Here is a 26,139-nt window from a genome sequence, read left to right on the forward strand (position 1 = left end):
AGGTGTAAATTTTCCGGACTTTTGAGATTTTTTAACCTTTGTCCCGTATTGGGACATAGAGAGGCTTTTTCAAACTACAAGTATGCGCAAAGGGGAAACGCGCGCAATGACAAAAACGGTTCTGATTGTCGATGACGAGGATACCCAGCGTCAAATGCTGAAGATCGCTCTGCAGAAGGCAGGGTATCAGGCCCTGCTTGCCAAAAGCGGACGGGAGGCTCTGGCGATGGTTGGTGCCGAGGCTGTGGGGATGCCGGATCTGATCCTTCTGGATTTGGTTCTGGGTGATATTGATGGCATGGAGGTTCTGGAGAAAATCTGCGGACAGGATCCGGGCCGTCGTCCGCCAGTGATCGTGCTTACCGCCCATAGCAGTGTGGATAAGGCGGTCAAGGCCATGAAGGCAGGAGCCGTGGATTTTATCGCCAAGCCCGCTGGCGTGGACCGGTTGCGGGTCTCGATTGAAAATGCGTTAAAACTTCATCAGCTTTCCGGGGAACTTTCCCGGCTGAGCCGCAGGTGGGATGGGAGTCTGGGATTTGAGGACCTTCTGGGGGACAGCCCCGTCATGCGCCGGGCCCTTGAACTGGCCCGCAAGGGGGCACAAACCAATGTGCCTGTGCTTCTGGAAGGAGAAAGTGGGGTCGGCAAAGAGGTTTTTGCCCGCGCCATTCAGGGAAGCAGCGATCGGGCCGGCAAGGCTTTTGTGGTCGTGAATTGTGGGGCCATTCCCGCCAATCTTGTGGAATCCATTCTGTTCGGTCATGAAAAGGGCGCCTTTACCGGGGCCACGGAAAAACATGACGGGAAATTTGTTGAAGCCGATGGCGGAACGATTTTTCTGGATGAAATCGGGGAACTGCCCCTTGACCTGCAGGCCAAGCTGCTCAGGGTTCTTCAGGAGGGCGAGGTGGACCCGGTAGGGGCCCGGGAACCGGTCAAAATTGATGTCCGGGTGATTTCCGCCACCAACCGAAACCTCAAAGAGTTGGTGGAAGCCGGCCGGTTTCGCGAAGATCTGTATTATCGGTTGAATGTATTTCCCATCCTGTTGCCGCCGTTGCGCGACAGGACCGGCGATATCGAAACACTGGCCGTTCATTTTGTTGAAAAAATCAGCCTGTCCGAAGGGCGGGTTTGTAAACCCCTGTCGCCAGAGGCGCTGAAACTGCTGACCGGGTATTATTGGCCGGGGAATGTGAGGCAGTTGGAAAACGCCATTTTCCGGGCGGTGATCCTATCGGAAGGAAATGAAATCGGTATTGAAGATTTCCCGCAATTGCTTTCGGCGCGTCAACAAGACCGGTCGGCGGCAGAGAGCCTCTCGGGGAATGTAAATGGATTCTGTCTTGATGAGGGAGAGGCGGTGGAAAGCTTCTCCAGTATCCGGATACTGGATGACCAAGGGGAGATTCGCCCGATCAGTGAGGTGGAAAACGATATCATTCGTTTCGCCCTTCGGAAATACGGATATAAAATGTCGGAAGTGGCGCGCCGGCTGGGCATTGGCCGGTCAACGCTGTACCGGAAGGTAGGGGAACTGGATCCGGATCGGGAACCAGGCCAGGGGGGCGAACGGTCTGCGCGCCGTGACCAGAAGGGGGAGGGCACAGAGAGCGGCACATAGGGGGGTGTAGGTCAGGGGACGTGACGATCCCTCCTCCGGTATCCGGACTTGCATTTTTTTTTCAAACCGTCCTATAGTTCTGCCATAATCCTTTTTTCGGATACGACCATTTACAGGAAAATATATGATTTATGTTCTTGCGTTTCTTATTCCGCCGCTGGCGTTGTTATTTCAGGGCAAGATCTTTCAGGCCATCTTTAATGCTTTGATCTGGGGGGTGGGGCTGTTTTTTGTCTTGCTGGGGGGATGGATCCTCTGGGCCATTGCCGTGGGGCATGCCATTTTTGTCGTTCACGGCGCTCGTGCCGATGCCCGAACCCAGAAAATCGTCGATGCCATCAAGTCGGGAAAATAAAAAGGGCGGTTTTCACCGCCCTTGGAACATGGGGAAAACCCCATAAATCCCCCAGAATAAAGGATTATACGCCCCGGGTCATACCCAGCGCCGAGGCATAGAGGTCAATCAGGGCTTCCTGTTCCTGGCGTTCATGATCCTCCATTTTGCGCATTTTGATGATCTGACGCATGATCTTTACATCAAAGCCGTTGGCCTTGGCTTCGGCATAAACGTCTTTGATATCTTCGGCCAGATTTTTCTTTTCTTCTTCCAGTCTTTCGATGCGCTCAATAAAGGACCTCAGCGCATCAACGGCAATGCCGCCTACGTCACTCATCTTTGTCCGCTCCTGATTTTTAATCCTGATGTAATACTGTTGAAGGGGGCACCTTATCGGCCCCGCTCCGATGAGGCAACCTGAAAAAACCGGGAAGCCGGCGTTCTGTTACATTTGCTTGTTTTTTTTCACACTTTCATCCATGCGGCGCAACTGTTCCTCGGTGGCTTCGGTCTGGTGGAGGTTGACCCACTCCCCATAAGGCATGCCATAGATGATTTTACGGGCTTCCATTTTATCCAGGGTCACTCCTTTTTCCTCGGCGGCTTCCTGATACCAGGTGGCCAGACAGTTGCGGCAAAATCCTGCAAGGCCCATCAAGTCGATATTCTGTACATCCGTACGTTTTCTAAGGTGAGCAACCAGCCGGCGGAAGGCGGCGGCTTCGACTTCGGTTCTGGTTTTGTCGTCCATTACACTATCCTTTCCATTTCTTTATCCTGTTTATTCCCTTGACAAAGGGGATCAGCCCTACGCCCGATCAGCGGGCGGCTCAATAATGTTGAATTTTTTTCAGATCCGGCTGCTGCTGCAATTCGGCAAGCTCCTGATAGAGAATTTCGCTCCAGCGTCTTTGTCCGCTTTCGTCCAGGATTTCATCCTGGCGGATTTCAATGGTGACTTGGGGGAAACCGTGATCCGCGCCATGGCGATTCATAGTATGGAACAGGTCCTGACCGGAATAGGGTTTGTTGTCGCCGACCATCAGGCCGTGCTTATGTTGCAGCCGGTGAATGAGTTCCCGCGCCAGACGCGGATCTCGGTTCCATAACATACCGGCATGCCAAGGCCGACGTACGCCATTCATGACAGGTGTGAAACTGTGCATACCGCAGACCAGCGGCACATGCCCGGCCCCTTTGCGGTGCCGCACCAGGCGTTCGGCCCGCTCGTGAAATGGCCGGTAAAAACGGTTCAGGCGTTGCTCGCGCTCCGCTGGGGTAAGGGCCTGATTGCCGGGGATCGTGATGCCGTCGCTGATTTCCGGGATCAGGGTCTTATGATCGGGCTCCCGGTTGGGGTCAATCAATAAACGGGAAAAGCGGGCCAGAAGCGCCGGGGCGTTCAGTCGTGCTGATAGCGTGCGGGTAATTGCCGCCATGCCGATGTCCCAGGCGATATGCAGCTCAAGATGGGACGGGTCAAGGCCAAGACGATCAAATTCATCAGGAATATGATTGCTCGCATGTTCACAGATCAACACCACATCCGCCCGGCCATAAGGATTGAGCAGTTCATAGGATTCGGTAATTTCTGTGGCCTCAGTAATTTCGCTGTCAGGCGTTTTTTGTAACATGGTAATCTCTTACTCCGTCTTGAGGGCCTTTTCGGGGTCCCCTTTTCCTGAAATTTTATTCCCTAACTGTATCTGCCCCAATATAATTTGCCGTCAATTTTTATTGATCCCCAAATTTTGTTGGCCCTAGAGTGAATTGAGCCAACCTATTCACAATTCACTCTAAAACGGATTTAAGCAGTCCTTGCCCAAAATCAACGTCTGTTGTGCATCATCATGGACAAGTTGCCGTATTAACCGGATAACAGTTAATTGCAGTATTCTTTGAGATTCCCCTTTTTTCATCAGTATGTTATTAATTCCAGTATATATTTTATCTTTACATTAAGGAAACCTTATGCATCGCCAGCGTTGTACCCGTATCATTGCCACTTTGGGCCCGGCCAGTTCTTCCGTGGACATTATTCGCAAGCTTTCTGATGCCGGGGCGGATGTGTTCCGTCTCAATATGAGTCACGGGGATCATAAATCCATCGCCGCGTTGCATGCCATGATCCGTGAGGTAGAAGTCCAGACGGGACGCCCCATTGGCATTCTGGCGGATCTTCAGGGGCCGAAACTGCGAATCGGAAAATTTCAGAACGACAGAATTACCCTGGCAGCCGGGCAGAAATTCATTCTTGATATGGACAAGGCGCCGGGGTCCGACAAACGGGTTGAACTGCCGCATCCGGAAATTTTCGAAGCGGTGGAGAAGGGGACCGAACTGCTGTTGGATGACGGCAAGATCCGTTTACATATCGAACAGGTGGAAAAAGACAAGATCCACACCAAAGTCGTGGTGGGCGGTGAACTGTCCAACCGTAAAGGGGTCAACGTGCCCAATGCCATTCTGCCGCTGGCGGCGCTCACGGAAAAAGACCGCAACGATCTGGACTTTGTGCTCAATCTGGGTGTGGACTGGGTGGGGTTGTCCTTTGTGCAGCGTCCGGAAGACATGCGCGAAGCGCGTGAGATCATAGGCGAACGGGCATGGCTGTTGGCCAAACTGGAAAAACCTTCGGCGCTTTATGCCCTGGATGAGATTATTGCCTTGTCGGATGCGGTGATGGTGGCGCGCGGGGACATGGGGGTGGAACTGCCTATGGAAGAGGTGCCCGGCAAACAGAAAAAAATTATCCGCCATGCCCGGCGGGCCGGAAAAAGTGTGGTTGTCGCGACGCAAATGCTGGAAACTATGGTGCATAGCCCGGTGCCCACCCGAGCCGAGGTTTCTGACGTGGCCAATGCGGTTTTTGACGGCGCCGACGCTATCATGTTGTCGGCGGAATCGGCGACCGGGGCCTATCCCGTGGAAGCGGTTAGCGTGATGGACCGGATTGCCCGAAAGGTGGAAAGTGAACCCAGTTACCGCAAAGCGCTCAACCGGGACAAGACCCCGCCGGAAGCCACTTCTGCCGATGCCATCAGCGCCGCCGCCAACCAGGTGGCAGCTACCATCCGAGCCAAAACCATAGTTACCTACACGGGATCGGGGTCCACGGCGCTCAGGGCCTCGCGGGAACGACCGGAAACCCCGCTTCTGGTGTTAACGCCCAATCTGTCCACGGCGCGTCGGTTATGTCTGTGCTGGGGCCTGAATTGTGTGCATACGGCGGATGCGGTGAATTTTCAGGATATGATCGACAAGGCCTGTCATATGTGCCTGACCCACAATTTTGCCCGGGTCAATGATCATATTGTGATCATGGCCGGTATGCCGTTCGGGACACCGGGCAAAACCAATGTGCTGCGTATTGCGCGGGTGCAGAGTTATCACAAGAAAGGCTGATCTCACCGGAACTTCACAGGATTTGCCGCCTTGGCTCGCGGTGACATTGTTTTTTCGTCATGGCGCGCACGAGAGGCGTCACAATTTCCCCTCAATCAGGCCAAGGCGGGTCAACCGGTCGCGCAGGCCCGCCGCTCCTTGGAACAGGTGAGCGTGAAAGCCCAACGCCTGTGCGGTTTCCACATTGTCTTTTCGGTCGTCAATAAACAGGGTGTTTCCGGGGGCTTGCCCGGTACGTTCAAGCAGACGTTGATACAAGGTGGGATCCGGTTTGATAATGCCTTCCGCCCCGGAAATGATCACCTCCCGAAACAGGGAAAGAAACCCGTATTTCTCCCGGAAGGCGGGGAATTTCTCGGCCGGAAAGTTGCTCAGCGCGTAAAGGGCATATTGTTTGCGGTGAAGTTCTTTCAGGATTTCCACCGTTTCCTCTATACTGCCGGCGAACATATCATCCCAATGGCTGTCATAGGCGGCAATCATATCGGCATAGTCTGGGTGATGTTTTTGCAAGTCCCGGATCGCCTGCTCAAAGGGTTCACCTGCGTCCAGGCGGTTATGCCAGTCCATATTGCAGACATGGTTGAGAAAATGATCCAGATCGCGCCTGTCTCCCTCAAACAGGGGGGCAAAGGCGTGACGGGGGTTCCAACGCACCAGCACATTGCCCAGATCGAATACGAAACAGTGAATATCGCTCATGACCATTCACTCCGAATCTTATCTGGCCGAATCTTATCTGGCCGAATCTTATCTGGGGCACTCTGAACCCTATCGGGGGTAAGTATACGCAATTTTGTTGTCCCAAAATGAAGAAGACCGTGCCCTTGGGGGGGAGGCACGGTCTCCTATTTACTGTCGGCATTGCACCAACAGCGAATCTTCGTCAATGTCACTAACCCTGGCGCGCCTTAAAGCGGCGGTTGGTTTTGTTGATTACATAGGTGCGTCCACGGCGGCGGATTACACGGCAATCACGGTGACGGTTTTTTAATGACTTTAATGAATTTACTACTTTCATTTTTCTATCCGTCTCAAATTCTTTGTTAAGCGCCTTATCGGCAGCGCCTGAACTTGCGGCGGAAAGTAATGTGTGTCTTGCGAAATGTCAACTCCCGAAAAACGGCTTTTTCAAAAAAAAGCGACACTCCCACATCCACAGTCACAAGCTACTGCAAAATCAACCAAATCTTTATCAATCATTAACGGAAGTCTGTTTATATTACAACATCCGGGTAAAATTACAATGTGAAAAGCATGACATCGTTTCTGAATGAAAAACAAAGTGAAAAACTGAACCGCCTTGCCCTTGAAATGTCTAGGGAAATTGGGTTTGTCACCGAAGTCAGCGGCAGCGGCGCGGTGGCGTTGTGCAGTGTCAAAGCCCTCAACCGGTCCCTGCAAAAAGACGATTCGACCCTGCCAGCCGGTCAGATCGGTGCCACCGTCAAGATAAAGGTGAATAAAGGTTTTGTGTATGCGACTGTTCGGGAAGTCAAACGCCAGGAAAGTTCCACGGGGCCTGTAGAGCATATTATCATGTATCTCGATTATCTCGGGCACGGGCTCAAGGCTCCGTACCTGCCTACCGGGGTGCTGTTTGACCGGGGCATTTCGGATTTCCCCATTCCCGGACAGATGGTTTATGAAACCAATGAGGAAGATATCGAAGCCATATTCGGGGTTACTGATTCCACCCATTTTAATGTCGGCACGGTGTTTCCCCAGCATGTCACCCCGGCCAGCATCATTACGGATAATATGCTGGGCAAACACTTTGCCGTATTGGGCAGCACAGGGACCGGGAAGTCGTGTACCGTCGCATTGCTGATCCACCGGCTGGTGGAACGTATGCCGAATGCCCATATCATCATTCTGGACCCGCATAATGAATATGAGGCGGCATTTGAAAGCTGCGGGGAGCCCTTTGACATCAATAACCTGCGCCTGCCGTACTGGCTGATGAATTTTGAGGAACATATTGAATTGTTCATCGGTCTCAGGCGGACGCTGGAGCGGGAAGTGGAAATTGACATTCTGCGTCGCTGTCTGCATGCGGCCCGCGTGGATGCCGCGGACGGTTTGAGCCGGGAAAAAATCACGGTGGATACGCCGATTCCCTATAAGCTGTCTTTTATGATGAAATATCTGGAAGATGAGATGGGCCGGCTGGACAATCCCGACACGCTGACCCCTTATCTGCGTCTGAAACACAAGATCGAGGAATTGCGTCGCGATACCCGGTTCAGCTTCATGTTTTCCGGACTTCTGGCCCATGACAATCTGTCCGAGGTTATCGGCCGGCTGCTGCGTTTTCCCGTCAACAATAAACCCGTTTCCACCATTGACCTGTCCGGGGTGCCGGCAGAGATCGTGAATGTGGTGGTTTCCATGATCAGTCGCCTGGTGTTTGATTTTGCCGTGTGGAGCCGGGGCCGGGACGTGCGGCCCATTTTGCTGATTTGTGAGGAGGCCCACCGTTATGTGCCGACCGAGGATCACACCATTTTCGCGTCCACCCGCAAGGCGATCGAACGTATTGCCAAGGAAGGGCGGAAATATGGCGTCTCTCTGGGGCTGGTCTCCCAACGTCCGGCGGACGTGTCAGAATCCGCCCTGTCCCAGTGCGGCACCATTTTCGCCATGCGCATGAATAACGAACGGGATCAGAAATTTGTAGAGCATGTCATGCCCGAAGGGGCCAAGGGGGGACTGGCGTCCCTGTCGTCCCTGCAAAACCGGGAGGCGCTGGTGGTGGGGGAGGGCGTGCGGGCCCCGATGCGGGTGCAGTTTGACAGCCTTGATGAAAATAAACGGCCTTCCAGCCATAATCCCAAGTTTTCCCAGGACTGGCAGCAGGACATAGAAAGCAACGCGTTTATCCAGGAAACCATCAAAAACTGGCGCGGGCAGGGTCGGTGATTTGCCGCAGGCCCTGTGCTTGCGGGAAACCGCGGACCCTGCCCGGAAATGCCTTCCGAAGTCCTCTTCTCTGTTAACGATATCTTTAAGGTTAATAAGCTATAACCGACTATGAAGGGAGAGGTTTCCTGCATATATACAAGCAGTTGGGGGCTCCCCGCTAGGATTCATTAGTTGAAATGGCTTGGTGAGAAAAAGCATGAGTGACAAGAAAATATTTGGCTTCAGCTCGGGAAAAGTAGAAAACTTTTTCACAATCAGAAACTCTTTGTTTAGTGTTGTCGGGATACTGGTTTTATCCGTTGTAACCTTCAGCACCCTTTCGGCATTGAATGCCGCCAATGAGAAAGCTGAAGCAGAGAGAATCGTGACCGTCAATGAAACGTCCGATTATCTGCTGAAAGGCGAACACTATTTTTCCACAGAGCGCGGGGTGATGAACACGGCCCTGGGAAACGCGAGTGCAGGAACTTCGGATAAATGGGACATTATTCAAAAATCCCGCAAGGATGCCGAAACAGCTTATAAAAAAGCCTTGGTTTCAGTGAAAAACGGCTATGATTTTGCCGGAAAGCAGGATCTGATTGCTGAGGTGGAGAAGGCCTATAAAAAATATCTTGAGGCGCGCGCCGGTGCGGATCAGGCATTCCGTCTTTCTGCGGAAAACCGGGAAAGACGTGTGGCCCGGAATTTCAGCCGGGCGGCGACCGGCCTGATCGAATCCATGAGCCGGCTTCGGCTGGCCCAGGAACTTGAAGCCGGTATTTCCAGCGCCAAGATCATGATGTATCAGCAGCTCAAACATGCGCTGTCTGTGATGAGTGAATATGCGGATCAGGAATGGGCCGTAATCGGTTCCGAGATCGCCCAGGGAGAACCGCTGTCTGAACTGCGTATGCAAATCCTTTCCGGTTATAGTGGCCAGATCGAATCCAACTGGCGGCTGGTTCAGGAATATATCGGCAAGAGTTTTATGGATCCGCGTCTGAAGGAACTGGGTACCAAGGTCGGCAAAGAGTTTTTCCAGGATTATCAAGCCATTCGGGAAAGCGTTTATGCGGCCTCTCAGGCAGAGGAGCCTTATCCGGTCTCCACGGATGAATGGATAGAGGCGGCAACCTCTGCCACCAAAACCATTCTGGATCTGAGCCAGGCGGCCGGCGAGATCACCAAAGGGTATGCTGAGGAGATCTCGGCCGAGGCGACGAGCAGCATGGTGGTTGCTCTGCTGGTGCTTCTGGCGACATTTATTGTCGCGGCAATGGCTGTCTGGCTGGTGGTCTACCGGGTGGTCCGGCCCCTCAACAGGCTGGGCAAAGTCATGTCGGTCATTGCCGAAGGGGATCTTGAAGCCGAGGTTCCCGATGTAAACCGGGGCGATGAAATCGGAATCATGGCCCGGGCATTGCAGGTCTTTAAGGATGCGGCCATTGAAAAAATCCATAATGATGAAGCCCAGCGTCTGAAAGAAGAAGAACTGCGCCGGCAAAAGGAAGCCGAAGAAGAAGCCCGCCGCAAGGCTGAGGAAGAGGCCCGTCTGCGGGAAGAAGAACGGGATCGTCAGGCCCGTGAAGAGCGGCGCAAGGAAATGCTGGCCCTGGCCGAGGAGTTTGAAGCGTCTGTGATGGAAATTGTCAACGGGCTGTCTACGGCATCCGGCGAAATGGAGGTGGCGGCGCAGAGCATGTCTGCGGTAGCTGAGGAAACCACGCGCCAGTCCCAGGCGGTGACCTCTGCGTCCGAACAGGCCAGCGCCAACATCCAGATGGTGGCCAGCGCCGCAGAACAGCTTTCCAAGTCCGTGAAAGAGATCAGCGGACAGGTTGCTCAGTCCAGCAGTTATTCCCGTAATGCGGTGAATGAAACCGAACGGGCGACTGAGGAAATCCGGGGTCTTGTCTCCGCAGCCCAGAAAATCGGGGATGTTATCAATCTGATTAACGACATTGCCAATCAGACCAACCTGCTGGCGTTGAATGCGACGATCGAGGCAGCCCGTGCCGGTGAGGCCGGCAAAGGCTTTGCTGTTGTGGCCTCCGAGGTGAAAAACCTTGCCAGCCAGACGGCAACGGCCACGGAAGAGATTACCAGCCAGGTCAGCGGTATGCAGGCGGCGACTGAAAAAGCCGTATCCGCCATTGCCGGCATTGAAAATGTGATCAAGCAGATTGACGAAACCTCTGTCACCATTGCGTCGGCGGTGGAAGAACAGGATGCGTCAACCCATGAAATTGCCCGCAATGTGTCAGAAGTGTCCGCCGGCACGCAGGAAGTGACCAGTAACATTCACGTGGTGAATGAAGGGGCGAAAAGCACGGGCGAGGCAGCTAATGCGGTTCTGGCGTCGGCCCAGCGTCTTTCCAGCCAGTCCTCCGAACTGCGTCAGCAGCTGGAGCGGTTCCTGAGCCAGATCCGCGCCGCCTGAGGTAAAAGTACTGGAAAAAAACAGCCTCTTATCCCATATAAGCCTCTTATCCCATATAAAAGCGCCCCGGATCAATCCGGGGCGCTTAGTTTGTTGACCCAATTCTCTGCTCTCAGTCCCACATCCACCCCGGGCTTGATCCGGGGTTCATTTCTATATCGATAGGATTCACAGAAGATACTGAAGATAAAGCGGGGGGCTCTATATCGGTAAAAATCGGAACTTATACGGTCAGGATGATTTTTCCCATATGTTCGCCGCGCTCCAGCCAAGCATGGGCAGCGGCAGCCTCTTCCAACAGAAAGGTTTTGTTGATGATGGGGGTGACTGTTCCCTTTTCCAGAAGCGGCCAGACATGCTTGTGCAGGTTTTCAGCGATGGCCTGTTTGAATTCCGGTTCCCGTGCCCTTAAGGTAGAACCGGTGAAAGTCAGGCGTTTCAACATGATGGGTAGGACATTGATATCTGTTTTCGGCCCTTTTTGTACGGCGATCAGCACCAGCCGTCCTTCCGGGGCCAGACAGGACAGGTTTTTGTTGACATAATCGCCAGCCACCATGTCAAGAATAACATCCACCCCGCGCCCCTTGGTAAAATTCTTGACGGCTTCTACAAAATCCTCAGTTTTGTAATTGACGGCCAGATCGGCCCCCAGGTCGCGGCAGAAGGCGCATTTTTCCTCTGTGCCAGCGGTGGTGAGGACTGTGGCGCCAAAGGCTTTGGCCAGTTGGATGGCGGTGGTGCCAATGCCTGAGCTGCCGCCATGGACCAGAAAAACCTCTCCCCGTTTCAGCGCGCCCCGGTCGAATACATTGGACCAGACAGTGAAAAAGGTTTCCGGAAGACCTGCGGCCTGGACGGGAGAAAGGCCCTGAGGGAGGGGAAGGCAGTGCCCGGCATGGGCCACACAATATTCTGCATATCCGCCCCCGGAAACCAGCGCACACACCTGATCGCCAATGGTCCAGTTTTCCACCCTTTCACCCAAGGCGACAATCTCTCCGGCAACTTCCAGACCAGGAATGTCGGAGGCCCCGGGGGGTGGCGGATACATTCCTTTGCGCTGCATGATATCCGGACGGTTAACGCCCGCGGCTAGAACCCGGATCAATACCTCGTCCGCACCGGGCGTGGGACAGTTGCGTTGGGCGGGGCGGAGTTTTTCCGCTTCTCCGGGTTCGGAAATTTCAATAACACGTATTTTTTCAGGCAGGGAGGCGGGCATGTATTTTTCCTTCGGTGGCCAAAAAACAGACGACATAAAAATCGGGTGATATAAGATGATATGATATGTAAGATGCCCCTAACCCTCAAAAATTTCAAGGGAGGCCCGTATGGAAGAAGAAGATTTGCCGCGCCCGAAATCCTTGTTGGCCGAACTTTGCCAGGAGGATCTCACGCCTTATTCGGTGGCGGCGCTTGAGAACCGCGTTCGGCTGTTGCAGGCAGAGCTCGACAGGACCCGTGCGGCGATAGGCGATAAAAAGGGGGCGCGTTCCGCTGCCGAAAATATTTTCAAGAAAACATGAACGGATTAACGCGTCAGGAGAAACGCGCCCGCGATGACACAATTCACTCTAAACAACATGCCCCCTGTTTTGGTGGGCAGGGGGCATATAACGTATGAAACAGCTTCGGAAGGATTGCCAAAGGGCAATGCCTTTGACCTTAGGCGGCCTTATCTGAAATCGTTTTGACTTTTTTTCCGGTTTTGTTGATTTCAATCTTGCGCGGTTTCAGATGTTCGGGCACCTCGCGCTCCAGGTCAATTACCAGAAGCCCGTTTTCAAAGGTGGCGCCAAGCACGCGAATGGTGTCAGCCAGTTTGAAACGGCGCTCAAAGGCCCGTTTGGCAATGCCGCGGTAAAGATAACGCTCGGCAGCCTCTTCATCCTCTTCGCCGCTCTTGCCGGAAATGACAAGCACACCTTCCTGAATGGAGACATCCAGCTCATCTTCCGTAAAACCGGCCAGCGCCATAGTGATGCGATAGGCATCCTCGCTGACTTTTTCAATGTCATACGGAGGATAGGTGACTTCCTTGTTGAGGTTGTTGAGGTTTTCAAACATGCGGTTAATGTGATCAAAACCGATTGTTGACCGCATTAAAGGGGTAAGATCTGGTGTACGCATTTTCATATCCTTTCATATCCTTGTCTAAGCGATATTTTCGATATCCCGCCAACAGGCCGGGAAAATTGCCTCAGGCCCGATATCGGCGCCTGATACTTCATAGATAAGTTGTGTTTTCGCCTAATCAAGCCCCCTCTTATTTCTTTCTAGAGTGAATTGTGATGAGAGAGCCTCGTCATGGCGAGGCGCGCAATAACGCGGTCATCCATTCGCAAAACATTCTGTTTTTTTCACGGCGTTTTTTTTCGGTAAGACCCCATTAAGAAACGTCTTCTATGATAGAATAAGAAAGGGTAGACAGGAGAATATCATGACCAGCCGTCTGATGACCGGCGACGGTCGTCCGGAACCGAAATTTGTTGAAAAGTCTTACCGGGAAGCCTTGAATTTGACCATCTCTGTGGCCGGTTATCTGGCGCAGTCTTACTCGGCCGCTGCTGAACGGCCGTTTACCGCTGAACAGCAGATTGTCTATGCCCGGGAAAGCACGCGTATGACCTGTTGTCTGATGCAAGTGGTTTCGTGGCTGATGATTCAAAAAGGCGTGATTGCCGGGGAAATCACCCCCGAAGAAGCGTCAACCCCCAAATACCGCCTGGGGAATAGGGACGTTTGCCTGCTTCAGGCGGGGCGGGATCTGCGTCTTATGCCGGATGAATTTTGCGACTATCTGAAAAAGGCCCAGCGCCTCTATCGTCAGGTAGAGCGTTTGGAGCATATGCTGTATGAGCAGCAGAATGAGGGGCAAAATCCGGTTCACGAAATGTTTGACAGACTACACCGGCCGGATTGAGAAGAATATTACATAAAAGCAAGGGCGCCCGGTGGAGCGCCCTGCATCATCAATCCATCGTGGGGGAGGAGGGATTGACGTAAATTTATTTCTTGAGCTTGAAGCTGCCGAAACGTTTGTTAAAGGCGGCGACCCGTCCTTTTTCCGCAACTTTCTGGCTACCGCCAACCCATGCCGGATGAGACTTGGGATCGACTTCCAGAGTCAGGGTGTCGCCTTCGTTGCCCCATGTGGAGCGTGTCTGATAGCTTGTGCCGTCCGTCATAACCACATTGATCATGTGATAATCTGGGTGAATATCTTTTTTCATCGCTACTCATCTCCGCGAAAATAATTTGCGCCTGTATACCCAAGTCATCCCGCCAAGGCAACCCCGAATAAGGCAAGTTTTTCGAAAATTTGTGAATATTGCATATATTCTGGGCGCCAGACATTGCTGTCCTGCATGAGGGCTGCTATATGCATGTCAGTTTTACAACTGACAAGGTAATACAGGCATTATGGCAAGAGGGCAGGAAAAACATACGCCGTCGGCTGACGCGTTTGAGCCGGAAAAGAAGAACGTAAAGGAAATCAGACTATTATGGATTTTCTTGTCCAAATACCGGCTCACTATTTTTTTGGCTTTTGTGGCGCTGGTGGTGGCCGCTGGTGCGACACTGGCGATTCCACAGGCGGTGCGGCGGATCATTGATCTGGGATTTTCCAGCGATAATCTTGCCTTGATTGATGTTTATTTTCTGGCTCTGCTTGGAGTCGCCTTTGTGCTCGCCTTTGCGACTTTCTCCCGCTATTATCTGGTGACCTGGCTGGGCGAACGAGTCGTGGCGGATATCCGTAAGGCGGTTTTCAACCGGGTGATTTCCCTGGGGCCCACTTTTTTTGAACAAAACCGTTCGGGGGACATTGTGTCCCGGCTGACCACGGATACGACGGTGATTCAATCGGTGGTCGGTTCATCGGCGTCCGTGGCTTTGCGGAACATTCTCACCCTGCTGGGCGGTTTGGGGTTTATGCTTTATACCAGTCTCAAGCTGATGAGTGTTGTGCTCATTGCCGTTCCGCTTGTTGTTGTGCCGATCATTTTTCTGGGCCGTAAAGTCAAGCGGCTTTCCAAACAGTCCCAGGACCGTATCGCCGAGGCCAGCGCCATCGCCAATGAGACGGTGGGCGCGGTGCAGACGGTGCAGTCTTATACGCGTGAGGCTTATGAACGACGCCGTTTTGCCGACTATGTGGAGAACGCCTTTTCTACGGCGGTCAAACGGATCAATGTACGGGCCTGGATGACGGCGGTGGTGATTCTGCTGGTTTTCGGGGCGGTGGACCTGATTCTCTGGGTCGGGGCCTCGGATGTGGCCACCGGAAAAATGACCGGCGGGGAATTGACGGCCTTTCTGATTTATGCCGTGCTTGTGGCCGGGGCCGTAGGATCACTGTCTGAAGTTTATGGGGAATTACAACGAGCGGCGGGAGCGGCAAGCCGTTGTTTGGAACTGATCGCCATGGAACCCGAGGTCAAGGTTCCGGAAAACCCCATTCCCTTGCCCCGACCTGTAAAAGGTTTGATCGAGTTCCGCGAGGTGAGTTTTGCCTATCCTTCCCGTCCCGGGGAAAAAATTCTTGATGGATTTTCGCTCACGGTCCGGGAAGGGGAGACCGTCGCTATTGTGGGGCCATCAGGTGCCGGAAAATCAACAGTTTTCCAGCTTTTACAGCGCTTTTACGATCCCACCAGCGGCCAGGTGCTGATTGACGGGGTGCCTCTTGAGCAAGCGGACCCGTCCGACATCAGGGCACAGATGTCTGTTGTGCATCAGGAAAGTGTGATTTTTGCCGCCACGGTGGAGGAAAATATCCGCTATGGCAATACGGAAGCGACGGATGAGATGCTGCAAAATGCCGCGGAAGCCGCCCAGGCCAATGAATTTATCACCCGGCTGCCGGAGGGGATGAAGACCTGGCTTGGGGAGCGGGGTACCCGTTTGTCCGGAGGGCAGAAACAACGTATTGCCATTGCCCGGGCCATTTTGCGGGATGCGCCGATACTTCTTTTGGATGAGGCGACATCGGCGCTGGATGCGGAAAGTGAAAAACTGGTTCAGGCCGCACTTGACAAACTCATGCAGGGCCGCACCACGCTGGTGATTGCCCATCGGTTAGCGACGGTATTGCAGGCCGACCGGATTGTCGTGATGGATCGCGGGAAAATTGTTGATATCGGCAGCCACCAGGAATTGCTGCAAAAAGGCGGTCTTTATGCCCGGCTGGCCGAATTACAGTTCACGGATGGCAATAACGGAACATAACCTTCAAAGGATCTCTGGAACTCCCGTTATGAGCTATACCCGGATATTCCTTAAGGGGTATATCCTGCCATACTCTTTTAAGGATTTCGGGCTATTCACTTGCATATCAATGTAAATCCCCTTATTCTTTTCCGTAGCCTTTTGAATCAATAACTTAACGCTATGGGCTTGGGGAGGAAGTATGAGTACCAGAATGTTGGGGGGAACTGATTTGCGGTTTGCTCAGGTTGAGTTCCAGCAATTCTGGGAATTTTGGAAAAGCATGCGCCATAAAAAGGTCGTCCCGTCGAAAAAAGACTTCCGACCTGAAAAAATTCCTCATCTCATTAAATACATGACGCTTTGTAGTTGGGATGAGGGGGGGCGTCTGCGGCTCAGGGTCATGGCCCGGAATATGGCGGAGAAAACCGGCATATGGGATCCGGGTGAAGACTTGCTGAAAAAAATGCATCCTGATGTGCGCAACGGGTTCGGAAAACATTTAAAGTCGATTTTTAATCATCCCGCCGGCTTAATTCATATCAGCCAGATCAGGGCTTTATGCGGGCAGATTTTCCAGTTTCAGCATTTGATTTTGCCGCTGAGCTGTGAGCCACAAGAGGATAATTTCATGCTGGTGTGCAGCTTGGCGCATGAAGGTGCTCAGGCGGAATATGATGGGGATCACCCGGATCATATCATGCTGGGGGTTAAAGACATTCGGCTTTTGGATATTGGCGCAGGACTGCCCCATATCACCTTCCCAAAGAACTTATCCTGCAAAAACACTTCCCTCTAGAGTGAAGTGTGAATAGGTTGACCCATTCTGCCGTCCTGCGTTTGGGTCGCCATGCTCCTTTGGGGGAGGCGTCATTTCTGGGTCAGGCGCATTTCGATCCGTCGGTTCTGTTCATAGGCTTCGGGGGTATCAGCTGGATTAATCGGGTGATATTGGCCAAATCCTGTCGCCGCCAACCTTTCCGGCGGAATGCCCTGATTGATCAGAAATTTCACCACCGACAAGGCCCGGGCCGTAGACAAATCCCAGTTGGAGGGGAAGCGTTCCGTGCGGATGGGCAGCTTATCGGTGTGGCCATCAACCCGAAGCACCCAGTTGATTTCAGGGGGGATGGTGGCGGCAATTTCTTTCAGGGTTTGGGCCAGTTTGGCCATTTCCTGCCGTCCTTCGGGGCCGAGTGTAGCAGAGCCGGATGCAAACAACACGGAAGAGGGAAAAATAAATCGGTCCCCCTCAATGCGAATATCGGAGCGTTGGGCCAGGACCTGTTTGAGGCGGCCGAAAAATTCCGAACGGTACTGGCTGAGTTCCTGGACCTTGGAGGCCAGGGCCGCATTCAGCCGTGCACTCAGATTTTTGATCGTGGCGCGTTGTTCACGATCCCGGGCTTCGGAAGCGTCGAGCGCGTCCTGCAACGCCGCAAGCTGTTGTCTCAGGGCCGCAAGCTGGCGGTTGAGAAGGTCCACCTGTCGCCGGGCTTCCTGGCTGAGTTCCTTTTCCTTGGCGAGGGCTGCCGTGCTTTCCCGATAACGGTTCTGGATGTCTTCTAGCATACGGAGTTGTTCGTCATTGGATTTACGGGCCTGCTGGGCCTGTTCCAGGTCTGCTTCCAGCTCACTGATGCGCGCTTGCAGCTCTTCGCGGGACTGATTGGCCGATTGCAAGGTGGCGGATATTTCATAGAATTCCGCTTTCAGGTCATCATGTTGCTGGCGTTCCAGAGCCAGGCTGCTTTCCAGGTCTGCAATTTGCTGACGCAGCTTTTCCAGGGCCTGGTCACGTCCGGACAGGGCCTGGCCCAGGAAAAACTGGGCAAGCATAAACACCGATAATAGAAAGATGATGACCAGAAGTAGGGTGCTTAGCGCATCCACAAAACCCGGCCAGGTGTTTTCGCTGCTGCCGCCAGGACGTCTGCGAGACCGGAGAAGCGCCATCAGTCGTCATCCCTTTTCGCGCGCAGAGGGCGGGGCGTGATGATGGGTTTCTTGTCCGCTTTGGGCTTGGGCTCGGGCATCTCATAGTCCATCTCGGCAGGCTTCTTGGCCGGACGGGGGGCCGGTTCGGAAGGTTCCGGCGTTGCGGGATGAGGCCGGCCGTCCAGTATGGCGCCGAGGGTGCGGGCGAGGAGTTTGAATTCGGCGCGAAGATCATCTGTTAATTGAGTGTTGCCCCGCACGGTTTCTTCCAGAAGATGTTTCATCTGAACATCGATATTGCGCAGATGGGTGGCCGTGGTTTTGTCTTTGTCCTCGTCTTTTTGGGGCGTGAGAACATCGACCAGCCGGTGCAGGACGGCGGTATTTTCATTCTGGCTGTCCGTCATGGCGGAAATTTGTCCGGACAGGTTGATCAGCGCCGTGTTGACTTCCGCGCGTTTTTCCTCACTGCGGCTGATGACTTTATGCAGATTGTCCAAACTGTCAGCGGTTTGTTCCAGCAGCGCGCTGACATAGGCCGGAACGGCTGCTGCGTCCGCTTCACCTTCCAGGGTGATGCCGCCTCCACGGGACAGTTTGGTAATGCCGGACAGCCAGTCTTCCAGGTCGTTAAAGAAACGGCTCTGGGCTTGCCCTGTCTGCAAATCCACAAAACCCAGAATCACGGATCCCGCCAGACCAAACAGGGAGGAGCTGAAGGCCGTGCCCATACCGCCAAGGGGGGCGGACAACCCCTGTTTCAGGTCTTCAAACAAATGGGTAATGTCGCCGCTGCCGACGGTCAGGCTGTCGATGGTTTCGCGAATGGAACTGATAGTGCCCAGAAGTCCCCAGAATGTTCCCAGAAGCCCCAGAAAGATCAACAGACCGATCAGATACCGGGTTATTTCGCGGCTTTCATCCATGCGGGCGGCAATGCCGTCAAGAATGGTGCGCATGGAAACAGCGGAAAGGGACTTGCGCCGGTTATCTTCGCCCATCATGGCCGCCATGGGCGAGAGAAGCGATGGCGGAGTACCCAGCGGTTCCATCTGGTCTTCCTTTTGGAATTCCCTGATCCATTTTACTGCCGGGGAGAGCATCATGACCTGGCGAATGGAAAAGACAATGCCGATCAGCAAAACCGTCGCGATCACCCCGTTTAAGGCGATATTGGTCACGAACGCCTGCTGCATACCGGGAAACAGGAGAACCAGTACGATAATTACGGCTGTAAGAAATAAAATAATCCGGTTCAAATATTTTGTCGGGCGGGTCATGTCCGGCCTAGTCCTTTTCGTTTCTTCCCTATACATCTTGTCAATGTCATGCGTTCTCGCATGGGTAACGGGTTTTCCGCTTCGGGCAATGTTATCAGGGCTTTATTCCAGAGTCTAAGGTTTAGTTGGGCAAGAATATGACCACGTAAACGGGGTCATTTCCTACGGATTGTGATTTCCAGTTTGTCCTGGGTAGCATAATCGGCGGCGCCGATGGCGTGCAGGATGATACGCTTTTCGCTGACCCCCGCCGTTTCCAGCAGCGCTTTGACATGCCGGGCGCGCTTGAAGGCCACTCTTACGGCGTCATGACGAGCGGCCTGTTCCGTAAGATTGCGCCGCATGCGCGGCAGGCCGGCGTAGCTGTAGACATGGACCGGCAGGGAATATTCTGCAATCTTGTGGGCCCAGGCTTGTATGATGGCACGGGTATTGTCGCCAATTCTGATTTCGCCTTTGTGAAAGGGGATTTCAAGGGGCGTATGTCCGGTAAGGGTAGGGGCGTTGAGGAACAGTCGTTCCGGGCTGTCTTGGGCAGGCTCTGCCCGCCCCCCGGCTGACGCCAGGAGAGACAGAAAAACAACGGTGGAAAGCAGCAGGTTCACCATTTTCTGTCTCTCCTATTTTGTCAGGCCATCAGATCGGGTGCCTCTTGTTGCAAGACGCGTTCAGGCATTTTCTGCACGAGTTTTCTTGAGGGCAGTTGCCAGAAGACGGGTGAGCGGGCCGTGCAGTTTCCCGTTTGTCGCCATGATCTGGCCGGTGTCAAGAACATCTGCCTTGCCGTCAAAGGTGGTGACCTGTCCGCCGGCCTCACGGACCAGCAAGATCCCTGCGGCAATATCCCAGGGTTTCAGATCGGTTTCCCAGAACCCGTCAAAGCGTCCTGCGGCAACATAGGCCAGGTCGAGAGCAGCCGATCCGAACCGCCGAATGCCGGATACTTCCGGCATGATGGTTTCGAGGCTGTTGAGAAAAAAGGCATGGTTGGGCCGGCCCAGAAACGGAATACCGGTCGCCAGAAGACTTTCCGGTAATTTGCGCCGGGCCGAGACCCGCAGCCGCCGGTTATTCAGATAAGCGCCATGCCCCTTTTCCGCCCAGAAAAGATTGTCGCTCAGGGGTTCATAAATTAGTGCGGCCGTTATTTCCCCGTTTTGTTCAAGAGCGATGGAAATGCAGAAGTGGGGAATGCCATGCAGGAAATTGGTGGTCCCGTCCAGCGGGTCCACAATCCAGCGACAGTGTTTGTTTCGACCTTCAATTTCTCCGTTCTCTTCCAGGAGAAAACCGAATTCCGGGCGGGCTTTGCTCAGTTCCTCGCGAATGACCTGCTCGGCACGGGTATCGGCGGCCGAAACAAAATCGGCAGGGCCTTTTTTGGAAACCTGAAGATGCTCCACTTCCCCGAAATCGCGGGCCAGCTTACGCCCGGCCTTTTCGGCGGCCCGTTGCATGACGGTAATGGTGGCTGACTTAAGCGCCATGGAAATGTCCTTTTTCTTTGTCTTGCTTCATGCAGGGCGGTTGGAAGCCTTATTTGGCGCGTTCCACATATGTGCTGTCTTCGGTATTTACAATGATGCGATCGCCGGTATTGATAAAGGGCGGCACCATGACGCGCACCCCGTTCTCCAGAATGGCCGGTTTGTTGGAGGAGGCGGCCGTCTGGCCTTTGACCACCGGTTCTGTTTCGGTCACTTCCAGTTCCACGGTCTGTGGCAGTTGTACGCTGAGGGGGCTGTCTTCGTAACTTTCTACAATGACTTCCATTCCATCCTGAAGATAGACCGCCTTTTCGCCGACCAGGTCGCCGTCGATTTCCACCTGATCATAGGTTTCCGCATCCATGAAAGTATATTTGCCGTCGCTTTCAAACAGATAGGTATATTCCTTCTGTTCAAGGCGTACCCGTTCCACTTTTTCCGAGGAACGGAAGCGTTCATTGAGCTTGCGACCGTCCTTCAGGTTTTTCAGTTCCACCTGCAGGTAGGCTCCGCCTTTGCCCGGCTGGGTATGCTGGATCTTTACGGCGACCCACAGTCCCCCCTGATGTTCAATAACGTTCCCCGGACGAATTGCATTTCCGTCAATCTTCATGACTTTAGACCTTTTAAAGAACAGTGGTTGCAGTTGGCGCGCAAATTAACAGGTTGCGCCGTGGCATGCAAGCCAATCAAAGGCTCCGGAAAAGAAAACCCCCGTCTAGAGTGAATTGTGAAGAGGTTGCCCCATTCTGCCGGTCAGGTCTGGCCCTGTTCCTGCGGGGGGGGCTGGGCCGTACCGCATGGCGGAACGTTTCAGTATTGAACCTGCCGGTCCACGAGATGTTTTAGGGAAGAGCCCTGTTTCAGGGCGTTAAAACTTTGCACAACATAATCCGCCAGATCCTCAGGGTCGGTGACGCTGGCGATATGGGGGGTAATCAGGATACGGGGATGACGCCAGAGCGGGCTTACAGAGGGCAGCGGTTCTTCGCTGAACACATCCAGACAGGCACCGCCGAGATGGCCCTGATACAGGGCGTCCAGCAGGTCGTTTTCGTTCAGGTGGTCGCCCCGACCCACATTGATCAGATAAGCGCCTTTTTTCATAGCTGAAAACAGGGTGCCGTTAAGGATACCCCGGGTCTCCTCCGTTAGCGGCAACAGGCAGACCACGTAATCCGCTTCGCAGACAGCTTCCGTTAACATATCCTGGCCGTGACAGGTATGGCAATAGTCCAGTGTTTTTGCGGTCCGGCTCCAGCCGGTTACATCAAATCTCAGGGTGTTCAGTTGCCGGGCCGTGGCCTGCCCCAATTGCCCCAGCCCCAAAATGGTCACCTTGTTACCCCGACGCGGCATCCAGGGATGCCAGTTGCCAGCGGCCTGGTGCTCCCGATAATCAATCAGGCGCAGCCGATGATTCAGGATAACCCCGCTCACATAATCAGCCATTTGCCGGGACAGACTATCAGCGAAAAAACGACAAATAGGCACATCCACAGGCAGGTCGGGATCGTTAAAGATATGATCGACCCCAGCGCCATAGGAAAGGATCAGTTTGAGATTGGGCAGATTTTTCAGGGCGCCGTGGGGGTGTGCCCACACAACAGCCACATCAATCTCTTCCGGACGGCCGGTTTCCGGCCAGATGCGAATATCTTCGCCTGGCAGCTTTTTGTTTAATAGACCGGCGAGCTGTTCGGCTTTGGTGTCCGGCAGAAGCAGCAGAATGGCCATGTTCAGTCCTTGTAGTCTTTGTCAAAAATAAATTCCGGGGCGGCAAAGGCCTTGAATTCCAGATAATTTCCACTGGGGTCCTGAAGAAACATGGTGGCCTGTTCGCCGATTTCCCCTTCGTAACGGATATAGGGTGGAATGATGAAGTCCACATTATGCCGGCGCAGCCGGTCGGCTAACTGATCCCATTCCTTGCGTGCCAGAATGACACCAAAATGCCGGGCCGGCACCTGTCGGCCGTCCACCGGATTCAGCGGAACCTCATCCATCTCTGAGACCAGATGCGCCGTGACCTGATGACCATACAGATTAAAATCAATCCAGCGCGGGGCTTCGCGCCCGGTGGTGCATCCCAGCAGACCGACATAAAATTCTCTGGCCTGTTCCAGATCCGTGACCGGAAAGGCCAGATGGAAAGGGTAAGAAGACATTTTATCCCGTTTATTCCGCGTTTTGTGTTGTTTTCATTTTCAAATAATCCAGCGCCAGTGTGGACAGCGCCTGGACACCGGTTTTAAGGGCTGCCTCATCGACGTAAAAATACGGGGAATGGTTCGGGGCTGCGTCCTCTGGTGCTATGCCGGGTTTGCGCACGCCAAGAGAGAAATAAAATCCCGGGATTTCCCGTTGATAGTAGGCAAAGTCTTCGGCGCCCATGACCCGGTCGCTGACGCTGACTTTATCTTCTCCGACCACCTTTTTCAGAGATGGAACCATCATTTCCGTCAGGGCCGGATCGTTATAGGTGACCGGGGCGTAAGGTTTGATCCGGACGTCTGCCTTGGCACCGGCGCTCTGGGCGATATGGGTAACGGTTCTTTCCAGGTGATCAAGAAGCTGTTGGCGGATGCCGGTATCAAAGGTCCGGATCGTGCCCTGCATTTCGACGACTTCCGGAATAATATTGCCGCGGACACCGCCGTTGACGCTGCCGATGGTGATGACAGACGGTGCTTTGGTGATGTCGAGCTGGCGGCTGGGAATGGTTTGAAGTGCGGTCATGATTTGGGCTGAAATGATGATCGGATCAATTCCCCGCCAGGGCATGGAGCCGTGTGTCTGGGCTCCTTTGACGGTGATATACAGTTCATCGGAAGCCGCCAGGAACCCTTCAGGGCGGTATTTGATGCTGTTCAGCTCTTCGGGAAAAACATGTAAACCGAAAATGGCTTCCGGTTTGTATTTACCCCCAAGCACGCCTTCCTTGATCATCAGTTTAGCGCCGCCTTCTTCTCCCGCAGGGGCGCCTTCCTCGGCCGGCTGGAAAATAAATTTAATTGTACCTGGAATATCCTCACGAATCTCCGAAAGGAGCTTGGCAACCCCCATCAGAATGGCCGTATGGGCATCATGTCCACAGGCATGCATGACACCGACTTCCTTGTTCTGATAGGTGGTGGTGACTTTGGAGGCAAAGGGCAGGTCCACCTTTTCCGTCACCGGCAGCGCATCCATATCCGCTCGCAATGCGACCACGGGGCCCGGTTTGCCGCCTTTGAGAATCCCCACCACACCTGTATGGGCAATCCCTGTCTGCACCTCCAGGCCAAGGCTTTCAAGGTGTTGGGCAACGAGTTTGGCGGTGCGGAATTCCCGGTTGGACAATTCCGGGTGCTGATGAATATCGCGCCGCCAGGCAATCACCTGCGGTTCCAGCTCAAGGCTTTTCTGGTGGATCAGAGCGTCGATGGAGCCGTCCGCAAAAACGGGCCCCCCAAGCAGGAAAGCACTTATCACTGCGGGCAAGGCACAGAAAACCGGTTTGTTTTTGATCATGTAATTATATCCCCTTTTGTCATGTCAAAGGAGATATTAATCGCCCCCCAAGAAATATAAAGCTTAAAAGTTATAAAGTTTTTTGGCGTAGTGGTTGGGCAACTTTATCCCGGATAATGCAGGACCTCGGCAGTTTGATGGTGACGCTTGTACCTTCATGAAGCTGACTTTCCAGCTCCAGGGTGCCATCATGGGCTTCTGTAAGTTTTTTGGATAGAACCAGTCCCAGCCCGGCTCCGTGATGTTTGCGGTGGTAGGAGCTTTCTTCCTGAGTGAACGGTTCGAAAATCTTTTCCATGGCTTCGGGCGCAATGCCAATACCTTCATCTCGAATGCGAATACAAAGCTCCTGATCGGTTTCAAATGTGGTCAGCCTGACCGTATCGTCTGCGAGGGAAAATTTGTAGGCATTGCTCAACAGGTTGTAAATCACCTGTTTCAGGCGCGGCACGTCCACGTGGATCGACAGATCCGGGTCATGGATTTGTGTTTCCAGTATAATATTATGATCTTGATAATTTTCCTTAACTAGGCTGATGGAACTGTGGATCAGCTCCTCCAGCCGGACGTTGTCTTTGACCAAAGGAAAGTTTCCGGCTTCCAGTTGGGAAATATCCAGGATTTCGGCGATCATGCTCATCAGGTTCTGGCCGCTGTGGTGAATGTCTTTCAGATAAGCTTTATACTGGTCATTGCCTATGGGGCCCAGAAGTTCCTGCTGCATGATTTCCGTGAAGCCCAGAATGGCATTCAGCGGCGTGCGCAGCTCATGGCTCATATTGGCCAGGAATTCTGTTTTGGCTTTGTTGGCACTGATGGCTTCTTCCGTGAGATCACGCAGTTGCTGTTCTTCTTTTTTCTGCTGTGTTACATCCGACAGGCCGACCAGAATAAAACGCATATTATTGATGTGGACGGAGATCATGCAGGTTTCAGCGATCCTGATATTATTTTCCGAGGCGGCAATCCGGAGCGTATCCCTGACATATCCTTCTTCTCGGTTGGTTTTTAGCAAACAGTCGAGAAATCTGTCGGCTTCTTTGATCCGGCTGAGAAAATCAGGGTTCTGCTGATTGTTTTCCGGAATATTGAATAGTTCGTAAAATGCCTTGTTTGCGGTAATAAGGTCGGTTGTTCCCGCCTTGATCAGGCCCAAGGGATACATGGAAGCCCGGAACAGCGACCGGAACAATTCTTCATTCTGACGGCTGGTTTCTTCGGCTTTCTTGCGCTGGCTCAACTCTTCGGCCAGTTTTTTGTTCAGGGCCTTCTCCCGGTGCAGACTCAAAAAAGACCCCCGGGTCAAGACACTGGTGTTGTGCATTTGCCAGTAGCCAAAAATATTCGCGGAAAACAGCATGGCGCTTTGCAGGAAAAAATGTTCCACGTCAGGCGAAAAACGGGTGAGATTGACAATCTGCAATCCGATGGCCGTGGCGGTGCCAAAAATGATTTTGTGAAGATTGGTCATGGGGTAGACCGTATATCCAATCGTAATCAGCACGAAGGCCGCCGCAAAATTCACCCAGTTGTCGCTGACAAACAGTCCGATGGACAGCAGGAAAATTCCCGTTGCGTTGAGTATGCATAGAAACGAAAGCAGCAGGAATCGTTCCGGCTTTCTCCTGTTCATAAACAGGGCCATGACAATGAATAGCGGAATGAAGCTTAAGGTGCGGGCGCCAATGTTGAAATAGGTTTGAAAATTATAGGCGTCTTTTTTCAGCAGGCTGAACAGGATGGCCAGCACAAATATGCCTGTCAGGGTATAGGTGAAATATTTAAAATTCTTGACAAGGCGCGGCCACTGGTAATCGAGGAATTCCTTTTCCAAAACGGGTGAGAGGAATTCTCCCAATCGGTTAATATCTTTATCTTTTTCTGGTTCCGCAGCAGCTTTTAACATCAGGGACGTCTTCAAAAACCCAAACTCTTGATCAGGACAGAATACAACTCTACCTATTAAATATATATTAAAGATGAAACCCCGA

26 protein-coding genes are annotated in these 26,139 nt (G+C 53.2%); 9 read left to right on the top strand and 17 right to left on the bottom strand.

Going from position 1 to position 26,139, the window contains the following annotated elements; all coding sequences use genetic code 11:
- Positions 1–106 precede the first annotated feature (106 nt).
- Positions 107–1,627 (top strand): sigma-54-dependent transcriptional regulator, encoded by a 1,521-nt coding sequence (locus FE788_RS04890; RefSeq protein ID WP_138379589.1) that lies wholly within the window; start codon positions 107–109, stop codon positions 1,625–1,627.
- 124 nt (positions 1,628–1,751) lie between these two features.
- The gene (locus FE788_RS04895) at positions 1,752–1,982 is read left to right on the top strand and encodes a YqaE/Pmp3 family membrane protein (protein WP_138379590.1); all 231 of its coding nucleotides are present in this window, start codon (positions 1,752–1,754) and stop codon (positions 1,980–1,982) included.
- Between the two features lie 64 nt (positions 1,983–2,046).
- On the opposite strand, the gene FE788_RS04900 is transcribed toward FE788_RS04895, so the two are convergent.
- The 3 genes from FE788_RS04900 to FE788_RS04910 all read right to left on the bottom strand — a co-directional run bounded on the left by FE788_RS04900 (position 2,047) and on the right by FE788_RS04910 (position 3,598).
- A complete protein-coding gene (locus tag FE788_RS04900; protein WP_138379591.1) occupies positions 2,047–2,301 on the bottom strand; it encodes a DUF2312 domain-containing protein in 255 nt (84 codons plus the stop codon).
- Positions 2,302–2,409: 108 nt separating this feature from the next.
- A complete protein-coding gene (locus FE788_RS04905) occupies positions 2,410–2,715 on the bottom strand; it encodes a DUF1244 domain-containing protein (protein WP_138379592.1) in 306 nt (101 codons plus the stop codon).
- Between the two features lie 79 nt (positions 2,716–2,794).
- Positions 2,795–3,598, bottom strand: a complete 804-nt coding sequence (locus FE788_RS04910) for an N-formylglutamate amidohydrolase (protein ID WP_138379593.1) — start codon at positions 3,596–3,598, stop codon at positions 2,795–2,797.
- Positions 3,599–3,935: 337 nt separating this feature from the next.
- Here FE788_RS04910 and pyk point away from each other — a divergent pair, with 337 nt between their 5' ends.
- Complete coding sequence (pyk, locus tag FE788_RS04915) at positions 3,936–5,369, top strand: pyruvate kinase (RefSeq protein ID WP_138379594.1); 1,434 nt, start codon at positions 3,936–3,938, stop codon at positions 5,367–5,369.
- Between the two features lie 78 nt (positions 5,370–5,447).
- On the opposite strand, the gene FE788_RS04920 is transcribed toward pyk, so the two are convergent.
- On the bottom strand, positions 5,448–6,071 hold the full coding sequence (locus tag FE788_RS04920) for an HAD family hydrolase (protein ID WP_168190273.1): 624 nt from the start codon (positions 6,069–6,071) through the stop codon (positions 5,448–5,450).
- 193 nt (positions 6,072–6,264) lie between these two features.
- A complete protein-coding gene (gene ykgO, locus FE788_RS04925; protein WP_099471772.1) occupies positions 6,265–6,390 on the bottom strand; it encodes a type B 50S ribosomal protein L36 in 126 nt (41 codons plus the stop codon).
- Positions 6,391–6,626: 236 nt separating this feature from the next.
- On the opposite strand from ykgO, the gene FE788_RS04930 reads away from it, so the two are divergent.
- On the top strand, positions 6,627–8,291 hold the full coding sequence (locus tag FE788_RS04930) for an ATP-binding protein (protein WP_138379596.1): 1,665 nt from the start codon (positions 6,627–6,629) through the stop codon (positions 8,289–8,291).
- 268 nt (positions 8,292–8,559) lie between these two features.
- Positions 8,560–10,716 (top strand): methyl-accepting chemotaxis protein, encoded by a 2,157-nt coding sequence (locus FE788_RS04935; protein WP_210414140.1) that lies wholly within the window; start codon positions 8,560–8,562, stop codon positions 10,714–10,716.
- A 223-nt stretch (positions 10,717–10,939) separates the two neighbouring features.
- Here the strand turns inward: FE788_RS04935 and FE788_RS04940 are convergent, their stop codons facing one another.
- Positions 10,940–11,941: an NAD(P)H-quinone oxidoreductase gene (locus FE788_RS04940; protein ID WP_138379598.1), complete on the bottom strand. Its 1,002-nt coding sequence runs from the start codon at positions 11,939–11,941 to the stop codon at positions 10,940–10,942.
- Between the two features lie 109 nt (positions 11,942–12,050).
- Between FE788_RS04940 and FE788_RS04945 the strand changes: the two genes are divergently transcribed.
- On the top strand, positions 12,051–12,245 hold the full coding sequence (locus FE788_RS04945) for a DUF1192 domain-containing protein (RefSeq protein ID WP_138379599.1): 195 nt from the start codon (positions 12,051–12,053) through the stop codon (positions 12,243–12,245).
- Between the two features lie 139 nt (positions 12,246–12,384).
- Here the strand turns inward: FE788_RS04945 and FE788_RS04950 are convergent, their stop codons facing one another.
- Positions 12,385–12,849, bottom strand: coding sequence for an Hsp20 family protein (locus tag FE788_RS04950; RefSeq protein WP_138379600.1), 465 nt, complete (start codon positions 12,847–12,849; stop codon positions 12,385–12,387).
- Between the two features lie 310 nt (positions 12,850–13,159).
- Here FE788_RS04950 and FE788_RS04955 point away from each other — a divergent pair, with 310 nt between their 5' ends.
- Positions 13,160–13,642, top strand: a complete 483-nt coding sequence (locus tag FE788_RS04955; protein ID WP_138379601.1) for a DUF1465 family protein — start codon at positions 13,160–13,162, stop codon at positions 13,640–13,642.
- An 85-nt stretch (positions 13,643–13,727) separates the two neighbouring features.
- Here FE788_RS04955 and rpmE read toward each other — a convergent pair whose 3' ends face one another.
- Complete coding sequence (gene rpmE, locus FE788_RS04960; protein ID WP_138379602.1) at positions 13,728–13,952, bottom strand: 50S ribosomal protein L31; 225 nt, start codon at positions 13,950–13,952, stop codon at positions 13,728–13,730.
- 190 nt (positions 13,953–14,142) lie between these two features.
- Here rpmE and FE788_RS04965 point away from each other — a divergent pair, with 190 nt between their 5' ends.
- Together FE788_RS04965 and FE788_RS04970 are read left to right on the top strand one after the other, a co-directional pair.
- Positions 14,143–15,951: an ABC transporter transmembrane domain-containing protein gene (locus FE788_RS04965; RefSeq protein WP_138379603.1), complete on the top strand. Its 1,809-nt coding sequence runs from the start codon at positions 14,143–14,145 to the stop codon at positions 15,949–15,951.
- A 181-nt stretch (positions 15,952–16,132) separates the two neighbouring features.
- Positions 16,133–16,729: a PAS domain-containing protein gene (locus FE788_RS04970; RefSeq protein ID WP_138379604.1), complete on the top strand. Its 597-nt coding sequence runs from the start codon at positions 16,133–16,135 to the stop codon at positions 16,727–16,729.
- A gap of 71 nt (positions 16,730–16,800) precedes the next feature.
- Here the strand turns inward: FE788_RS04970 and FE788_RS04975 are convergent, their stop codons facing one another.
- The 9 genes from FE788_RS04975 to FE788_RS05015 all read right to left on the bottom strand — a co-directional run bounded on the left by FE788_RS04975 (position 16,801) and on the right by FE788_RS05015 (position 26,054).
- Positions 16,801–17,886: a peptidoglycan -binding protein gene (locus FE788_RS04975; protein ID WP_138379605.1), complete on the bottom strand. Its 1,086-nt coding sequence runs from the start codon at positions 17,884–17,886 to the stop codon at positions 16,801–16,803.
- Positions 17,886–19,148: a hypothetical protein gene (locus tag FE788_RS04980; RefSeq protein WP_210414141.1), complete on the bottom strand. Its 1,263-nt coding sequence runs from the start codon at positions 19,146–19,148 to the stop codon at positions 17,886–17,888. The genes FE788_RS04975 and FE788_RS04980 overlap by 1 nt, the downstream gene beginning before the upstream one ends.
- 155 nt (positions 19,149–19,303) lie before the next feature.
- The gene (locus FE788_RS04985; RefSeq protein ID WP_138379606.1) at positions 19,304–19,756 is read right to left on the bottom strand and encodes an OmpA family protein; all 453 of its coding nucleotides are present in this window, start codon (positions 19,754–19,756) and stop codon (positions 19,304–19,306) included.
- 60 nt (positions 19,757–19,816) lie between these two features.
- Positions 19,817–20,635, bottom strand: coding sequence for an inositol monophosphatase family protein (locus tag FE788_RS04990; RefSeq protein ID WP_138379607.1), 819 nt, complete (start codon positions 20,633–20,635; stop codon positions 19,817–19,819).
- A gap of 49 nt (positions 20,636–20,684) precedes the next feature.
- Positions 20,685–21,248: an elongation factor P gene (efp, locus tag FE788_RS04995; RefSeq protein ID WP_138379608.1), complete on the bottom strand. Its 564-nt coding sequence runs from the start codon at positions 21,246–21,248 to the stop codon at positions 20,685–20,687.
- Between the two features lie 200 nt (positions 21,249–21,448).
- A complete protein-coding gene (locus tag FE788_RS05000) occupies positions 21,449–22,372 on the bottom strand; it encodes a 2-hydroxyacid dehydrogenase (protein ID WP_138379609.1) in 924 nt (307 codons plus the stop codon).
- 2 nt (positions 22,373–22,374) lie between these two features.
- On the bottom strand, positions 22,375–22,803 hold the full coding sequence (locus FE788_RS05005; RefSeq protein ID WP_138379610.1) for a VOC family protein: 429 nt from the start codon (positions 22,801–22,803) through the stop codon (positions 22,375–22,377).
- A 10-nt stretch (positions 22,804–22,813) separates the two neighbouring features.
- The gene (locus tag FE788_RS05010) at positions 22,814–24,148 is read right to left on the bottom strand and encodes an amidohydrolase (RefSeq protein ID WP_138379611.1); all 1,335 of its coding nucleotides are present in this window, start codon (positions 24,146–24,148) and stop codon (positions 22,814–22,816) included.
- 70 nt (positions 24,149–24,218) lie between these two features.
- Positions 24,219–26,054 (bottom strand): MFS domain-containing histidine kinase, encoded by a 1,836-nt coding sequence (locus tag FE788_RS05015; protein WP_138379612.1) that lies wholly within the window; start codon positions 26,052–26,054, stop codon positions 24,219–24,221.
- Positions 26,055–26,139: the final 85 nt, after the last annotated feature.

This window comes from Luteithermobacter gelatinilyticus (genome assembly GCF_005849285.1).
Classification (GTDB): Bacteria; Pseudomonadota; Alphaproteobacteria; order Sphingomonadales; family Emcibacteraceae; genus Luteithermobacter; species Luteithermobacter gelatinilyticus.

Coding starts and splice junctions, on each gene's coding strand:
- FE788_RS04905 (WP_138379592.1), bottom strand. CDS start 2,715: ATGGACGACAAAACCAGAACCGAAGTCGAAGCCGCCGCCTTCCGCCGG.
- pyk (WP_138379594.1), top strand. CDS start 3,936: ATGCATCGCCAGCGTTGTACCCGTATCATTGCCACTTTGGGCCCGGCC.
- FE788_RS04945 (WP_138379599.1), top strand. CDS start 12,051: ATGGAAGAAGAAGATTTGCCGCGCCCGAAATCCTTGTTGGCCGAACTT.
- rpmE (WP_138379602.1), bottom strand. CDS start 13,952: ATGAAAAAAGATATTCACCCAGATTATCACATGATCAATGTGGTTATG.
- FE788_RS04955 (WP_138379601.1), top strand. CDS start 13,160: ATGACCAGCCGTCTGATGACCGGCGACGGTCGTCCGGAACCGAAATTT.
- FE788_RS04895 (WP_138379590.1), top strand. CDS start 1,752: ATGATTTATGTTCTTGCGTTTCTTATTCCGCCGCTGGCGTTGTTATTT.
- FE788_RS04970 (WP_138379604.1), top strand. CDS start 16,133: ATGAGTACCAGAATGTTGGGGGGAACTGATTTGCGGTTTGCTCAGGTT.
- FE788_RS04965 (WP_138379603.1), top strand. CDS start 14,143: ATGGCAAGAGGGCAGGAAAAACATACGCCGTCGGCTGACGCGTTTGAG.
- FE788_RS05005 (WP_138379610.1), bottom strand. CDS start 22,803: ATGTCTTCTTACCCTTTCCATCTGGCCTTTCCGGTCACGGATCTGGAA.
- FE788_RS04920 (WP_168190273.1), bottom strand. CDS start 6,071: ATGAGCGATATTCACTGTTTCGTATTCGATCTGGGCAATGTGCTGGTG.
- efp (WP_138379608.1), bottom strand. CDS start 21,248: ATGAAGATTGACGGAAATGCAATTCGTCCGGGGAACGTTATTGAACAT.
- FE788_RS04950 (WP_138379600.1), bottom strand. CDS start 12,849: ATGCGTACACCAGATCTTACCCCTTTAATGCGGTCAACAATCGGTTTT.
- FE788_RS04980 (WP_210414141.1), bottom strand. CDS start 19,148: ATGACCCGCCCGACAAAATATTTGAACCGGATTATTTTATTTCTTACA.
- FE788_RS04890 (WP_138379589.1), top strand. CDS start 107: ATGACAAAAACGGTTCTGATTGTCGATGACGAGGATACCCAGCGTCAA.
- FE788_RS04900 (WP_138379591.1), bottom strand. CDS start 2,301: ATGAGTGACGTAGGCGGCATTGCCGTTGATGCGCTGAGGTCCTTTATT.
- ykgO (WP_099471772.1), bottom strand. CDS start 6,390: ATGAAAGTAGTAAATTCATTAAAGTCATTAAAAAACCGTCACCGTGAT.
- FE788_RS05010 (WP_138379611.1), bottom strand. CDS start 24,148: ATGATCAAAAACAAACCGGTTTTCTGTGCCTTGCCCGCAGTGATAAGT.
- FE788_RS04910 (WP_138379593.1), bottom strand. CDS start 3,598: ATGTTACAAAAAACGCCTGACAGCGAAATTACTGAGGCCACAGAAATT.
- FE788_RS04930 (WP_138379596.1), top strand. CDS start 6,627: ATGACATCGTTTCTGAATGAAAAACAAAGTGAAAAACTGAACCGCCTT.
- FE788_RS05000 (WP_138379609.1), bottom strand. CDS start 22,372: ATGGCCATTCTGCTGCTTCTGCCGGACACCAAAGCCGAACAGCTCGCC.
- FE788_RS05015 (WP_138379612.1), bottom strand. CDS start 26,054: ATGTTAAAAGCTGCTGCGGAACCAGAAAAAGATAAAGATATTAACCGA.
- FE788_RS04990 (WP_138379607.1), bottom strand. CDS start 20,635: ATGGCGCTTAAGTCAGCCACCATTACCGTCATGCAACGGGCCGCCGAA.
- FE788_RS04975 (WP_138379605.1), bottom strand. CDS start 17,886: ATGGCGCTTCTCCGGTCTCGCAGACGTCCTGGCGGCAGCAGCGAAAAC.
- FE788_RS04985 (WP_138379606.1), bottom strand. CDS start 19,756: ATGGTGAACCTGCTGCTTTCCACCGTTGTTTTTCTGTCTCTCCTGGCG.
- FE788_RS04940 (WP_138379598.1), bottom strand. CDS start 11,941: ATGCCCGCCTCCCTGCCTGAAAAAATACGTGTTATTGAAATTTCCGAA.